Consider the following 15,294-nt stretch of genomic DNA (forward strand, 5'->3'; position numbering starts at 1 on the left):
AACCACTCTCAAATGAAGTAATGCGGATTTTACCGGGTTTTTCGCGCGGTGCGAAACGCGGATAGCAATCCAATGCATATTAGCAAACCGGCGAGTCCAAGTACCGGGTAATTTCCCATCCGCACATAGGGCGTGGCTCCGGTAAAACCTTGCGCTAATCCATGCAACGCCGCAGTAGTAAAAATTTCAATGGTTTGCAATACCTTGCCGCGCTCGTCGATGATCGCGGTTACACCAGTATTGGTGGCTCGCAGCATGTAGCGTCCGGTTTCCAGCGCGCGCATTTGCGAAATCTGCAAATGCTGCTGTGGCCCGATCGAGCGCCCAAACCAGGCGTCATTGCTGACATTAACCAACATCGTGGCTTGTGGTAACTGATTAATGATTTCTTCGCCAAAAACATCTTCGTAGCAAATATTGATCGCAACACGCTGACCTGCCAGATTCATCGGCTGTTGATCCAGGCTGCCGCGCGAAAAATCCGATAGCGGTATTTGCAATACATCGATAACCCACCCGAATATGGGCTTTAATGGAATAAATTCACCAAAAGGAACCAAATGATGCTTGCGGTAATTTTGCTCTGGTGCGGAACCAAAACTGAACATGGTGTTGTAATATTCGTCAGCATTATGGGCATCACGCTCGGCCAGCCCGATCAATACATCGCCATTGTTGTTTTTGGCATGCTCAGCCAGATGCGACAAATAGAGTTTCGGTACGACATCGCTGAACAAAGGGATAGAAATTTCCGGTGTTACAATCAAGCGGCTATCACTTTCCAGAATCAGCCGGGCATAGGTTTCCATCGTATTTTGCAAATAGTCTTCGCGCCATTTCAGATCCTGGGCGATATTACCCTGCAGCAGACTCACCGTAACCGGTTCACCTTGCGGCTTCACCCAGTTAATTGCCTGTAAACCATATCCGCCGAGCCAAATTAGCATTAAGGGCAGTCCGTAACGCCAGTGCCTGACCCCTTTATCAATCCAGAAAAATAGCAACGCAGCACTGAATACCACGATCATTGAGATACCGTATACACCGATGATCGGCGCAAAGCCTGCCAAGGGACTGAAAGGTGCCTGTGAGTAGCCCATCAACAACCATGGAAAACCGGTAAACAAAGTACCGCGCAGCCATTCAAACGATATCCACAGTGCGGCAGCCAGTGCAGCCCAGAGAAATGATGAAGTCAAACGAAGTTTAGCCAATAACCACAACCCCGAAGCAGGGAAGAGCGACAGATAAGCACAGAGTATAATCAATGCGACAACCGCGATGGGCATCGGCATTGCGCCGAAATCGTGCAAACTGACATAAATCCATGTGACGCCAGCACTAAACAGTCCCATGCCAAAACAAAACCCTAGTGTTGCACTTTTGATCGGGGATGGGCTATTGTGACAATAACCGAACAATGCAGCGAGCGTAATCACCGGAACCGGAAACAGATAAAAAGGTGCAAAACCAAGCACAGTCAGCACACCCAACAAATAAACAATAATTAATTTAACGTAAGAATTTTTCAAGAGAGTCAAAATTGGAAATATCAATAGATAAAATTCATGCGCTAGTATGCTTGAATTTTAGTGCAAGCCGGTAGAATTATGAACTTTCGTGATTTAATGTCGTTCTCAGCATCTCCTTAACATAAATTCATCAATAATTCCTTGCGTACCATCTAATTCTTATTTTTCGTGATGACATTCGATACAACTTATGCTAAATAATGATTTATTCACTTTATGACAAGTAAAAAAGTAGAATATGCGCATTATGCTAAAAATGATCGAGCAATGAATCCGAAGCGCTACTGAAGAAAGAATAATAATGAACTAAGGTTTGTGGGTCTAATTATGAGCTAGGAAAATGAACAGGCTGCACGATTTATCTTATTTTGAAAATCAATCGGATTTCTCATGAAATTTAAACTTCTATGTGTGTTATTGCTATCTGGACTGACTGCCTGCGCGCAGATACCCGCGAACAAGGAAATAGAAAACACAGGAGAATCCAATGAGCAGGAAGACGTCAGTCAAGCTAATTTACCCAAGCAAGAACTGACCGCACCAATCTTATTTGATTTCCTGATCGGTGAAACAGCATTACAGCGCGGCAATCTGGATATTGCGGTAAACCGATATGTCAAGCTGGCCAAAACCACGCGCGATCCCCGGATTGCTAAGCGTGCAACAGAAATTTCCCTGCACGCAGGTAACTCTTTTGCTGCCGAACAAGCGGCAACAATGTGGATTCAGCTTGAGCCGGATTCAGTAGATGCCCGCCAAACTATTGCAGCATTATTGGTAAATCTTGGCAAATTGGATGCCGCGCAACCTCATCTTGAAAAATTACTGGCTTCGGAAAAAGATGGGTTAGGCAATGCATTTATGCAACTTAACCAATTGCTATCACGGAATTCAGATAAAGCGGCAACGTTGCTGTTAATACAACAACTATCCCAACCCTACAAAAATCTCCCGGAAGTTCATTTTGCCATTTCTCAGGCAGCTTGGTTTGCCAACCAGCACCAACTGGCATCCGAAGAAATGCAAAGCGCACTGGCACTGCGTCCAGATTGGGAAATCGCCGCAATTCATAACGGACGGATATTACAGCGCATCTCAACTAACGATGCGGCTCAATTTTATCGCGACTATCTAAGGAAATATCCCGAAAGTAATGAAGTGCGGATTGCATATACTCGAGTATTAATAATCAGCAGTGAAACTGATACGGCGCGAGAACAATTGCAATGGTTAATGAACAAGAATCCGGACGATGCCGAAATCATGCTGGCTACCGGACTTTTAGCTACAGAAATGGGTGACTTTGATGTCACCGAAACAAGTTTTAAAAAAGCACTGAGTCTGGGATACAAAGATACCAATGCTGTGTACTTTCACTTAGGGCAGATTTATGAGGAAACGAATCGCCCTGAAATGGCGATGGACTCCTATCAGATGGTAAAAAGCGGGGGGCGTTATTTACCTGCACAAATACGCTACGCAGATTTGTTGGCAACCCAAGGCTATCTGAAAGAAGCGCGTGAGCACCTACAAAAACTTCCGGCTGCCAATGATCAGCAAGCTGCTCATTTGATTCTGGCGGAAGCGCAAATTCTGCGCAGATCAAAAGCATATCAAGAAGTATATGATCTGCTTAACGAAGGTCTGAAGAAGCTGCCTGATTATCCTGAACTGCTTTATGATCGCGCACTGGCCGCCGACAAACTAAGAAAATTTAAAATTCTTGAGCAGGATTTGCGCAAGCTGATAAAACTCAAACCTGACAATGCTCATGCTTACAACGCATTGGGTTACAGCTTCGCTGAACGCGGCATTGAATTACCGGAAGCGCTCAAACTGATAAGAAAAGCAGTTGAGCTTGCTCCAGAGGATCCATATATCATGGATAGTTTGGGTTGGGTCTACTACCGCATGGGTAATCTAGCGGAGGGTTTAAATTACTTGAACTTAGCATTTACTGCTCGCCCAGATGCGGAAATTGCAGCACACTTGGGTGAAGTACTTTGGGTACAAGGCGCTAAGGACGACGCCATAAATATTTGGCGATCTGCTTTAGAAAAAGAGCCTGATAATGAAGTTTTGCTTGAAACATTACAACGTCTTACAAAAAAGAAAGTCATCGACTAAACTTTCTTATAAGTAGGACTTATAATCAACTTCATGATAAAAAAGCCATTAATTACATAACAATGAATCCTGATATAGTCCTCATGGTGCTACAATACGCTCTAAAAAATGGCAAATACTTCTCCAACTCTTGAATTTAAAAGCAGCACCTTTTTTGCACCTATACTTATTCTTTATACGAATGACATGATTGCAATAGAGCAAACGCTGTATGAGAAAATTAATCTGGCACCAGATTTTTTCAAAGATTCGCCTCTGATGATTGATTTGCGTGAGTTAAATAAATTGAATCTGGATTTGGATTTTGCTCAGCTCGCGCAGCTTTTGCGAAGAGTTGGGTTTTTTCCTGTCGGTATTCGCGGAGGTAATGAGCAACAAAACAAGCAAGCACGCGTTTTATCACTTCCAATCGACACGGTACGCGAACTGGGTAATCCAATCATCATTGGTGAGACGCAAAAACAGGAAAGTACTCAACAACCTCTCACGCAGCCGGAAGTAGCCGCAATCAAAGAACCCAAGGAACCTGTGCAACCAGCAGCAATTCCACCCGTATCTGCTACAACGATATTAGTTACTCAGCCGATTCGCTCCGGACAACGTATCTACGCATCCGGGGATTTGATCATATTATCTCAAGTCAGTGCAGGTGCCGAAATTATGGCCGAGGGTAACATACACGTCTATAATACCTTGCGAGGTCGCGCCCTAGCAGGTGTACATGGCAACACAGCCGCCAGAATATTTTGCTTCGATTTGCAAGCTGAGCTTATCTCTATCGCGGGAGATTATAAAACCAGTGAAGATTTAAACAAGCAAACATACAACAGTCCGGTACAAATATATTTACAGAATCACGCATTGATCATTAAAGAGATTGCTTAAAACCAAATAGCAAAGGAGGCTCAATTGGCAAGAATTATAGTCGTGACGTCGGGTAAGGGTGGCGTTGGCAAAACAACAACAAGCGCAGCAATTGCCATGGGGTTGGCGAAAAGGGGTCACAAAACAGCGGTGATTGATTTTGATGTGGGTTTGCGAAATCTGGACTTGATTCTCGGCTGCGAACGTCGTGTTGTTTATGATTTTATCAATGTTATCAATGGGGAAGCCAGTCTCAATCAAGCACTTATTCGTGACAAAAACTGTAATCTTCTCTATATCCTACCAGCTTCGCAAACGCGCGATAAGGACGCTCTGACACACGAGGGCGTAGGCAAAGTACTAGATGAGCTATCCAAAGATTTTGGATACATTGTTTGCGATTCGCCCGCAGGTATTGAAAAAGGCGCCAATTTAGCACTTTATTTTGCCGATGATGCTTTTGTCGTTACCAATCCGGAAATTTCTTCTGTCCGAGATTCGGATCGCATGCTGGGTATTTTGTCGAGTAAATCACGCCGCGCTGAAAGAAATGAAGAGCCTATCAAGGAATATTTATTGTTAACCCGGTATGATGCCGACCGAGTAAAATTAGGTGAAATGCTGAGTCTGGAGGATGTGCAGGAAATCTTATCCCTGGAACTGTTAGGCATTATTCCTGAGTCAAAATCCGTCTTATCCGCATCAAATGCAGGTATACCAGTCATCCTGGACGAAAAAAGTGAAGCAGGCCAGGCTTATGCCGATGTCGTCGCGCGCTATTTAGGAGAAAAACTGCCACATCGATTTATTGATGGTAAGCAAGGGTTTCTCAGGAGGCTTTTCGGAGGAAGAAAATGAGCTTACTGGACTATTTCAGATCATCTAAACCTAAGACCGCATCGCTTGCCAAAGAAAGGTTACAAATTCTTGTCGCGCATGAACGCACTTATCGCAATCAGCCTTCTTATTTACCGCAATTGCAGAAAGAGCTTTTAGACGTTATCCGTAAATACGTTAATGTAGAACAAGACGCGATATCAGTTAATTTTGAACAAGACGAGAATCAAGAAACACTAGAACTCAATATTGTTCTGCCCGATTATCACCAAACCAATAAAACTATAAATAACTAAACACTCTTGCGCATTGGTACATTGGTAATTAACGAATTGAAATCGACTAATTTTTGTATTGAATTTGAAAATTCTGAATTACCAGTGAACCGGATCAACGCCCATCAAATGAATGCTATTCTGGGATTTTTGATCAGCTGCTTCATCCTACTCGCTCCAGGCTGCAGAACATTACCGAACCAACCACCATCTGATGCGATTGCAACAACTATTTTCACCGAACCGCTTGCTGCCAGCACTCAAAATACTTCCGCTAATGATTTCAATATCCTAGGTAGAATATCTATCCAAGACAAGAACCAAAGCTTTTCCGGTAGCTTTCGCTGGCAACACATGACCGCCACTGATGAGATTTTGCTATTCACACCTTTAGGCCAAGCAGTCGCAGAAATCACGAAAGATGATGAAGGAGTTCGCTTAATTACCTCAAAGCTAGAGGCATTTTATGCTACCGATGTGGAGAGTCTAACTGAAGAAATATTGGGGTGGCGCTTGCCACTTGATGGCTTACAGTACTGGATCCAGGGAGAACATTCGCCATTTGCTGCTGCAGAAAAGGATCTGGATAGAAAAGATCAAGTTATCGCTATCCGTCAAGATGGCTGGCATATTCATTATAGTAGCTTCACTCCAGCCCCGTTGAATTCCCTAACGCTACCCCGCGTGATCAATTTGTTTTATGACAACCTAAGAATCAGATTGGTAGTAGACAATTGGCAGCTTGAGTAATTTTTCCATATAAAACACAGATACCCTCTTATTCATTTCACTATTCATGCTTACATTTTCTGCTCCTGCCAAGCTGAATCTTTTTCTACATGTCATTGGCCGCAGACAGGATGGTTATCATTTATTACAAACAGTTTTTCGTTTTATCGATTTTTCGGATGACTTAAGTTTCAGATTGCGAACAGATGGCATAATCAAACTGCATAATCCCATTGCCGGTATACCCGAGGAAAAAGATCTTTGCGTTCGCGCAGCTAAATTGTTAAAGCAGGCAACAGGAACTAAGCAAGGAATTGATATTTTTTTGCAGAAACGAATTCCCATGGGAGGCGGTTTAGGTGGCGGCAGCTCGGATGCGGCCACTACACTGCTGGCATTGAATCATTTGTGGAAAGCTAATTTGAGCCGACAACAATTGCTCGAATTAGGGCTTCAGCTAGGTGCTGATGTCCCGGTATTTATTTTTGGAGAAAATGCTTTCGCTGAAGGAATTGGTGAAAAATTAACCCGCATTAAATTGCCACCCGCTTGGTACGTAGTTCTGGTACCACCGGTACAAGTATCAACTGCTGAAATTTTCACGAGTAAAGAATTGACACGCAACACGAATCCTATCAAAATACCGCCCTTTTCTGTCTTGCAGGGCCATAATGATTTGGAATGGGTAGTTTGCCGGTTATATCCGGAAGTTGCGCGATGTTTAGAGTGGCTAAAGCAGCAAGAAAATACTACAATAACGGCGATGAGCGGGTCAGGTGCTTGCGTTTTTGCTGAGTTTTCATCTGAAGCCGCAGCCCAAGCTGTTTTCGAATGCATTCCTGATAGTATGGCAGGCTTTATGGCACGAGGATTGGATTGCCATCCAATGCAACAGACAATGAAATAAAGATATAGGGGAGTCGCCAAGTGGTAAGGCACCGGATTTTGATTCCGGCATTCGTAGGTTCGATCCCTACCTCCCCTGCCAGTTTGTATGAATTTCACTCAATCTCAATGAATCAGTGAATGAATAGTAGTTAAACCTAAAAGCGGATCGTTGAAAATAACGCGTTTGAGAAAACAAGCCAGCGTTCCGTTTTCCAGCTAATTTGCTCAAAGAACGAAGAAAAAACATGTCTTATGACAGTTTGATGGTTTTTACCGGAACCGCGCACCCTAAATTGGCCCATGATGTTGTCAAGCATCTCAACATCCATCTGGGGCGAGCAAATGTAGGGCGTTTCAGCGACGGCGAGATCATGGTGGAAATCCTTGAGAATGTGCGTGGAAAGGATGTTTTTGTGCTGCAATCCACCTGCGCACCGACCAATGATAGCCTGATGGAAATATTGGTTATGGTCGATGCCTTAAAACGTGCATCCGCAGGTCGAATTACTGCTGCGATCCCATATTTCGGTTATGCACGGCAAGACAGAAGACCGCGCTCAGTACGCGTGCCGATCACCGCCAAGGTCGTAGCAAATATGCTGGCTACGGTTGGCATTGACCGATTATTGACTATGGATTTGCATTCGGATCAAATCCAGGGATTTTTTGATGTCCCTGTTGACAATATATATGGCATGCCAATTTTGCTGGGAGATATCTGGAAACATAATTATCAGAATCTGATCGTGGTATCGCCGGATGTTGGTGGAGTGGTGCGCGCCCGACATCTGGCCAAACGCCTGGAATGTGATTTAGCCATTATCGATAAGCGCCGCCCTAAACCCAATGAAGCGAAGGTGATGAATATCATCGGTGAAGTCAAGGACCGCACCTGCGTCATAATCGATGATCTGGTAGATACTGCAAATACACTGTGCGAAGCAGCCAAAGCATTAAAAGAGCACGGTGCGCGAACGGTATTGGCCTATTCTACCCATGCTGTTCTATCAGGCAGTGCGGTCGAACGTATCCAGAATTCAGCTTTGGATAAGCTAGTGGTCACGGATACGATACCGCTGCGCAACGATGCAATAGCTTGTGAACGCATTTGTCAGTTAAGCATTGCCAATCTTTTGGCGGAAACTATGTTGCGCATCAGCAACGAAAGCTCATTAAGCTCTTTATTTATGGAATAGACCGAATCCTTTTTTAACCGGTTTGTTTGGTCGCGAACAAACCATCAACATGGAGCAGCAAAAATGAAAATAGAAATCAGTGCCGACAAGCGCACATTGCAGGGAAAGGGTGCGAGCCGCCGCCTGCGTGGTTCTGGTAAAGTACCAGCAATCATTTATGGTGGTGATCAAGAAGCGCAATCAATAGAGATGGATCATAATGATTTGTTTCACAAGCTCAAACTGGAAGCTTTTCATGCATCCATTCTCACTTTAAGTGTGGCAGGGAAAAAAGAACCTGTGTTATTGCGCGATGTGCAAATGCATCCTTTCAAAAAACAGGTATTACATGTGGATTTTCAGAGAGTCGACAAGAGCAAGAAAATACACATGAAAGTTCCATTGCACTTTATCAATGCAGAAATCTCACCCGGCGTAAAAACTTCCGGTGGAATCGTTACCCATATCTTGAATGAAGTAGATATCACTTGCTTTCCAGGTGATTTACCTGAATTTATTTCTGTCGATCTGGCAGAACTTACCGCGGGGCATACACTGCACTTAAGTGACTTGGTATTGCCTAAAGACGTCGAAACAGTGGCGTTGGCCAAAGGCGATGATTTACCCGTTGCAACGATTGTGATCCCAAGATCAGTGCTCTCTGAAGGAGCCGCCGGTGAGGAAGCAGAAGCTGAAAAAGAGTAGTCTAAGTAGAAAAAGTACTTAAGTTGCCTTGGAAATTTAGCCAATCTGCCGGGATTAAACTACATACCGGCAGATTTTTAATTTCTGAATTCACTCGGAGTAACCGGATTAATTCACACTGTATTTTGACCTCACCTCATGAAACTTATTGTTGGATTGGGTAATCGCGGCAGAGAGTATGCAGGGACACGCCATAACGCCGGTTTTGAGTGGGTAGATCGATTATCTCAAATGCTGCATGCACCGCTGAGGCTAGAAGCTCGGTTTCATGGCTTATGTGCACAGATCCGCCAGAATGATAGGGATGTATGGTTGCTGGAGCCACAAACCTTTATGAATAGAAGCGGGCAATCTGTAGCTACTTTGTGTCAGTTTTATAAAATCCAGACGAACGAAATCATCATAGTTCATGATGAACTGGATCTATCGCCCGGTGTCGTCAAGCTAAAGAAAGGCGGAGGCTTGGGTGGACATAACGGTCTCAAGGATATTGCAGCAAAGTTAGGGACTCAGGACTTCTGGAGGCTGCGCATTGGCATTGGTCATCCGGGTGATCGTGGTGCCGTCGTGAGTTATGTATTACATCCACCGAGAAAAGAAGAAGCACCGCTAATTGATGAAGCTATCGCAAGAAGCCTGGATGTCTGGCCGCTTATTGCACAAGGCGCCTGTGAAGCCGCCATGATGAAATTACATACCAAGGCATGACAATTCGGAATAGCTTTCACACAATCGTTATTTAATCCCTATTCATGAGAATCAGACCATGAGTCTAAAATGCGGAATCGTAGGTCTTCCCAATGTCGGTAAATCCACCTTGTTCAATGCTTTGACCAAGGCGGGCATTGCCGCTGAAAATTATCCTTTCTGCACCATTGATCCCAACGTCGGTATTGTCGAAGTACCCGACCCACGCTTGCAGAAACTTAGCGAGATCGTCAAGCCACAGAAAGTGCAACCGGCGATTGTCGAATTCGTGGATATCGCTGGATTGGTCGCAGGCGCATCCAAAGGGGAAGGACTTGGCAACAAATTTCTAGCCAATATCCGCGAAACCGATGGCATCGTCAATATGGTGCGCTGCTTCACTGACGATAATGTCGTGCATGTCGCAGGCACGGTCGATCCGATCTCGGATATCGAGGTTATTCAGACCGAGCTGTTGCTGGCCGATCTGGCTACAATCGAAAAAACACTGCAACGCGAAGCCAAGGTGGCTAAATCCGGTAATAAAGATGCGATCAAATTATGCGCTTTACTGGAACAGGCACAAGCGCATCTTGACCAAGGTAATCCTGCCAGAACATTGGATTTGGATAAAGAACAAAAGCTCTTATTGCAACCGCTTTGCTTATTGACCGCGAAACCAGCCATTTACGTAGCAAATGTAAACGACCACGGCTTTGTAAATAATCCGTTGTTAGCCCGAGTGGAAGAATATGCTGCCACAGAAGGTGCGCCAGTCGTAGCAATATGTGCGGCGCTTGAAGCAGAAATCGCGGAACTATCCGATGAAGACAAGCAAATTTTCTTAGCCGATCTTAACCTGGAAGAACCCGGGCTTAACCGCCTGGTGCGCGCCGGCTACCAATTACTCGGATTGCAGACTTATTTTACTGCAGGTGTCAAAGAAGTCAGAGCATGGACCATCCACAAAGGCGATACAGCGCCACAAGCAGCTGGGGTGATCCATACCGATTTTGAAAAGGGATTCATTCGCGCCGAGGTGACCAGTTATGAAGATTTTATTACCTATAACGGCGAACAGGGTGCCAAGGAAGCAGGCAAGATGCGCCTCGAAGGCAAGGAATACATCGTCAAGGATGGCGATGTGATGCACTTCCGGTTTAACGTTTGATCCGGTATTGTTGTTTTTAGGCGCTCGTTAACATCCCTGCGGTCTGGGGACGTGGAAACGATGACCTAGTTCAGAACACTGCTCGCCTTAATTAATGTGTCGCAAAAATGTAAAAATTAAACCATGACTGTCTGGCATCCAGATCAACCTTACAACGATCTTCCGCCGTTACCTCCCGCAACCGAGCTGGAAACGCGCACGGTACTGAAGCAGTGTATCGCCGCTCGTACGGCACTGGCAGAACTCAAGCAAGCTGCCGAACTCATTCCCAACCAGGGCGTTCTGATCAATGCCTTGCCGCTGCTCGAAGCCCAAGCCAGTTCGGAAATCGAGAACATCGTCACCACGACAGACCGATTGTTTCAGTTCCAAAATATCGAAGAACACGCCGACCCGGCAACGCGAGAAGCCTTGCGCTATAGCAGCGCACTACTGGAAGGGTTTCAAGCATTAAAGCAAAACCCGCTGAACACCCGCACTACGGAACAAGTATGCACCCGCATTAAGGACATAGACATGCAGGTGCGTCGTGTGTCCGGAACGGCGTTGGCTAATCAAGCGACCGGCGAAGTGATTTATACACCGCCCGTCGGGGAAGATCTCCTGCGCGCCAAATTAGCCAATTGGGAGCGACCTGCACGAAGCACACGATATCGACCCGCTGATTCGCATGGCCGTTGGACATTATCAATTCGAGGCGATTCATCCGTTCACCGATGGCAATGGCCGCACGGGACGCATACTGAACAGCTTGTTCCTGATTCAGGAAAACTTGCTGACGCTGCCGATTCTTTACCTCAGCCACTACATCATCAATAACAAAGCCGGGTATTACCACCTGTTGCTTGATGTCACGCGCAATCAGGCATGGGAGCCGTGGATTGTCTTTTTGCTACAAGGCATCGAGGACACGGCACGCTGGACCACCGCCAAGATTGCCGCCATCCGTACCTTATCAGGATTGGCGATTACCCATGTGAAGCAGGCGGCACCGAAAATCTACAGTCGTGAGTTGGTCGATTTGATTTTCGACCTGCCTTACTGTCGGATTCAGAACCTAGTTGAAAAGGGTATTGCCGGTCGGCAAGCAGCCTCGCGTTATCTCAAGCAGCTCGTAGAGATCGGCGTGCTGCAAGAGCGAACTGTCGGACGCGAAAAGCTCTTTATCCATCCTAAGCTGATGCACTTACTGACGCGAGATGACAATACAGTCACCACCTACTCATGACGAAACTTATACGGCTATAGCCCCGAGCAGATCGACATCGAGGTTGCCATTGAGCATCGCGTTCCCAACATTTATTCCGACATCGTCGTCTATGCCGACAAGTCGCTGAAAAAACCGCTGATCACGATTGAGTGCAAGCGCGAGGAAGCCAGTCAAGGTGAACTCAACCAGGGTATCAAGTCGCCACAATCACCCGCACGGCATCAAGCCGCAGATTGCTTGACTTTAAAGCTATTGTCAATTGCACCAACTGCTGTTCAAAGAATTGAATCTCTTCGTCGCGCACGATCGGATTGACTTGTTGCAGCGCGTTAAGGCGCTCGATTTCCGGGGTGAAGGTCTGTTGTGTTCGCGCTTCCGCTTCGGCGATGAGTTGCGGCGCTTGCTGATTGGCTTTCTGCTCGCTCATTGCCAGCAAGGTCTTTATCGCATCTTCTTTCAGTTGAATCACTTGCTTGGCGATTCCTATCGCTACCGGCTCCAGATATTGATTGAATGAATCGTGATCCAGGTATGGATAATCTTCATCGCCTTGCTCATCCAGCAAAATACGAATTACTGCGGGCGGTAAATAGTGGTTACTTTGCTGCACATGTTGCCCGCCCGCCTCCAGCACGAACAGACTTTCCAGCAATACGATACCCGGTTGAACCTTTGGATGCTTCAGTGCAACGACCACTGCATTGCCGGTTTCCTGGTTCAGGATTCGTTCCATCGCGTGGATAACCATCGGATGTTCCCAAGTCAGGAAATGCATGTCCTCATTGGCCAATGCAACATCTCTCGAATACGTGATGACCGAGCCTTCGTCCATCAAACCGGGAAACGGCATGCTCATGTGTTCGCTCGGCTCGATCAAATAACTGCTGGCGCGATGTTCTTCAATATGCACGCCGCAACAGTCAAATACCGTTTCCATGTACTGCGGCAACGTGAAATCATCATCCTGTACGTGCACTTCCTGATGTAATCTTGCTGCAACAGCCGGACGAAAAGAGTTGTACTCGAGTAATTTATCTCGTCCGCAATCCAACGCATCATTCAGTATCTGATTGGCTGATTGAGTGGTACTAATCAAATCCGAAAATGCATCGGTATCAATTTGCCGTTGATGAAGCGCATTAATGAGCGCATCTTCCACCTGCAAGAAAACGGTTTGTCCTGCCGGGCAGGTTTTCTCAAACGCATTCAATCCCTCATGATACCAATGAAACATCGCCGCCAATGCGCTGTTTTCCAGATAAGGAACATGAATCTGGATGGTTTCTGTCTGACCGATACGATCCAGTCGGCCAATACGTTGTTCCAGCAGATCGGGATTGAGCGGCAAATCAAACAACACCAGGTGATGAGAAAATTGGAAATTGCGGCCTTCGCTACCGATTTCTGAGCATATCAATATTTGGCTACCGGTTTCTTTATCGGCAAAAAAAGCGGCCGCGCGGTCGCGCTCAATCAAACTCATGCTTTCATGGAATACCGGAATATGCTGTCCCGTTAGTGCCTTGAGCGCCTGCGCGATATCGCGGGCAATTTGTGCATCGGCGGTGATGACCAGCACTTTTTCTGGTCTCAGCTGCTTGAGTGTCACGTTTAGCCAGTTGATGCGCGGATCGATTTCTGTCCAATACGGCTGCTCCGGCTCAGCCCTGACCTGATAGAGTAGTTCAGGGCACAACAGCAATTTCGGTTTTGACAGAGGGATCGTTTCAAAAACTGTCAGACATTGCTGATATTCGAGAGGCAGTGCCAGCGGAATAGCTAAAAGCTTACGTTCAGGAAACCCTTTAACAGCCGCACGCGTATTGCGGAATAAGATACGGCCGGTACCATGCCGATCCAGCAACAATTCCGCCAGAATTTTTCTCGCTTGCTGGAGTTGCTGCGTATCAGCGGTATGATCTTGCAATTGTGCAAGGAATTCTTGCGCTGGTGCAGGATCAATGGCCGATAAGATGATTTGTCTGATTTCATCATTCAAATCCTGATCTTCGAGCAAAGCTTCCACCGCTTTAGCAATCGATTCGTACGATTGTTCTTCAGCCAAAAAAATCGCAAAACTACTGAAACGGTGCGGATCCAGCAAGCGCAGACGCGCGAAGTGACTGGCCTTGCCTAATTGTTCCGGGGTCGCGGTTAAAAGCAGCACTCCCTTGGTACAGGCGGCTAATTGCTCAATGATGGAGTATTCCACACTGGCGGCTTGCTCAGACCAATGCAGGTGATGGGCTTCATCGACCACGAGCAGGTCCCAATGACCATTCAATGCAGCTTGAAACCATTTAGGATAGTGACACAGAAAATTCAAGCTGCAAAGTATCAACTGCTCACTATGGAAAGGATTTTCCCAATCCCCGCTCTCTTCCAGCGATAAACATCGCGCTTCATCAAAGATACTGAATTGCAGGTTAAAGCGCCGTAACATTTCCACCAACCATTGATGAATCAAGGTCTCTGGAACCACAATAAGCACTCGCTTGGCGCGTTCGGTTAACAATTGCCGATGCAGAATAAGACCGGCTTCGATTGTTTTACCCAGTCCCACTTCATCGGCCAGCAAAACACGCGGCGCATAACGGCGCGCAACTTCGTAAGCAATATAAAGCTGATGCGGAATCAAGCTGGTGCGAGTTCCCACCAGTCCATATACCGGTGCGCTTGCCAGGTGATTGCGGATCAATAACGTTTGGTAGCGGATCTTGAACCACTTATCCTGATCAAACTGACCCGTGAACAAACGTTCTGCCGGACGATTTAATAACAGATTATGTGCTAATTGTTCCTCGGCAAGCTCTATTCTGGCGCCACTCTCATCCATTCCGGAATAAACTACTAAGCCGTTGCGCTCATGTACTTCAGTAACTTCCAAAGCAATGTCATCATAACTATTGATAATGTCACCGGACTTAAAAATCACGCGCGTCAATGGCGCAGATTGTTTGGCATAGGAACGGATTTCACCTGTTGCTTTAAAAATAATGGTGACAACTCTATGCTCGACAGCCTGAACAGTGCCCAGCCCCAGTTGTAAATCAACATCACAGATCCAACGTTGACCCGGCTTAAAATCGCGCAT

At 46.0% G+C, this 15,294-nt stretch carries 13 protein-coding genes, 1 tRNA gene and 2 pseudogenes; 14 read left to right on the forward strand and 2 right to left on the reverse strand.

Annotation, left to right across the window (positions count from 1 at the left end; all coding sequences use genetic code 11):
• Positions 1-29: 29 nt before the first annotated feature.
• Positions 30-1,541, reverse strand: coding sequence for an apolipoprotein N-acyltransferase (gene lnt, locus K2Q13_RS00850; RefSeq protein WP_292918756.1), 1,512 nt, complete (start codon positions 1,539-1,541; stop codon positions 30-32).
• Between the two features lie 381 nt (positions 1,542-1,922).
• Between lnt and K2Q13_RS00855 the strand changes: the two genes are divergently transcribed.
• The 14 genes and pseudogenes from K2Q13_RS00855 to K2Q13_RS13280 all read left to right on the forward strand — a co-directional run.
• Positions 1,923-3,659, forward strand: a complete 1,737-nt coding sequence (locus K2Q13_RS00855) for a tetratricopeptide repeat protein (RefSeq protein ID WP_292918757.1) — start codon at positions 1,923-1,925, stop codon at positions 3,657-3,659.
• A 108-nt stretch (positions 3,660-3,767) separates the two neighbouring features.
• Positions 3,768-4,544, forward strand: a complete 777-nt coding sequence (gene minC, locus K2Q13_RS00860) for a septum site-determining protein MinC (protein WP_292918758.1) — start codon at positions 3,768-3,770, stop codon at positions 4,542-4,544.
• A gap of 24 nt (positions 4,545-4,568) precedes the next feature.
• Positions 4,569-5,381 (forward strand): septum site-determining protein MinD, encoded by an 813-nt coding sequence (minD, locus tag K2Q13_RS00865; protein WP_292918759.1) that lies wholly within the window; start codon positions 4,569-4,571, stop codon positions 5,379-5,381.
• Entirely contained in the window at positions 5,378-5,656 is a 279-nt protein-coding gene (minE, locus tag K2Q13_RS00870; protein WP_292918760.1) for a cell division topological specificity factor MinE, read from the forward strand. Before minD ends, minE begins: the two co-directional genes overlap by 4 nt.
• Before the next feature lie 108 nt (positions 5,657-5,764).
• On the forward strand, positions 5,765-6,385 hold the full coding sequence (gene lolB / locus K2Q13_RS00875; protein WP_292918761.1) for a lipoprotein insertase outer membrane protein LolB: 621 nt from the start codon (positions 5,765-5,767) through the stop codon (positions 6,383-6,385).
• Between the two features lie 46 nt (positions 6,386-6,431).
• Entirely contained in the window at positions 6,432-7,271 is an 840-nt protein-coding gene (gene ispE, locus K2Q13_RS00880) for a 4-(cytidine 5'-diphospho)-2-C-methyl-D-erythritol kinase (RefSeq protein ID WP_292918762.1), read from the forward strand.
• Positions 7,272-7,277: 6 nt separating this feature from the next.
• Positions 7,278-7,352 (forward strand) — tRNA-Gln (locus tag K2Q13_RS00885).
• A 145-nt stretch (positions 7,353-7,497) separates the two neighbouring features.
• Positions 7,498-8,448, forward strand: a complete 951-nt coding sequence (locus K2Q13_RS00890) for a ribose-phosphate pyrophosphokinase (protein WP_292918763.1) — start codon at positions 7,498-7,500, stop codon at positions 8,446-8,448.
• 63 nt (positions 8,449-8,511) lie between these two features.
• The gene (locus K2Q13_RS00895; RefSeq protein WP_292918764.1) at positions 8,512-9,132 is read left to right on the forward strand and encodes a 50S ribosomal protein L25/general stress protein Ctc; all 621 of its coding nucleotides are present in this window, start codon (positions 8,512-8,514) and stop codon (positions 9,130-9,132) included.
• A 138-nt stretch (positions 9,133-9,270) separates the two neighbouring features.
• A complete protein-coding gene (gene pth, locus K2Q13_RS00900) occupies positions 9,271-9,840 on the forward strand; it encodes an aminoacyl-tRNA hydrolase (RefSeq protein WP_292918765.1) in 570 nt (189 codons plus the stop codon).
• A gap of 58 nt (positions 9,841-9,898) precedes the next feature.
• Positions 9,899-10,990, forward strand: a complete 1,092-nt coding sequence (gene ychF / locus K2Q13_RS00905) for a redox-regulated ATPase YchF (RefSeq protein WP_292918766.1) — start codon at positions 9,899-9,901, stop codon at positions 10,988-10,990.
• Positions 10,991-11,113: 123 nt separating this feature from the next.
• Positions 11,114-11,377 (forward strand): annotated as a pseudogene (locus tag K2Q13_RS00910) (Fic/DOC family N-terminal domain-containing protein); the annotation flags it as partial.
• Between the two features lie 385 nt (positions 11,378-11,762).
• A complete protein-coding gene (locus K2Q13_RS00915) occupies positions 11,763-12,218 on the forward strand; it encodes a hypothetical protein (protein WP_292918933.1) in 456 nt (151 codons plus the stop codon).
• Positions 12,219-12,239: 21 nt separating this feature from the next.
• Positions 12,240-12,368, forward strand: a pseudogene (locus K2Q13_RS13280) (hypothetical protein); the annotation flags it as partial.
• A gap of 25 nt (positions 12,369-12,393) precedes the next feature.
• On the opposite strand, the gene rapA reads toward K2Q13_RS13280, so the two are convergent.
• Positions 12,394-15,294: an RNA polymerase-associated protein RapA gene (gene rapA, locus K2Q13_RS00920; protein ID WP_292918767.1), complete on the reverse strand. Its 2,901-nt coding sequence runs from the start codon at positions 15,292-15,294 to the stop codon at positions 12,394-12,396.

The sequence above is a fragment of the Nitrosomonas sp. genome (assembly GCF_019752095.1).
In the GTDB taxonomy this organism is placed as follows: Bacteria; Pseudomonadota; Gammaproteobacteria; order Burkholderiales; family Nitrosomonadaceae; genus Nitrosomonas.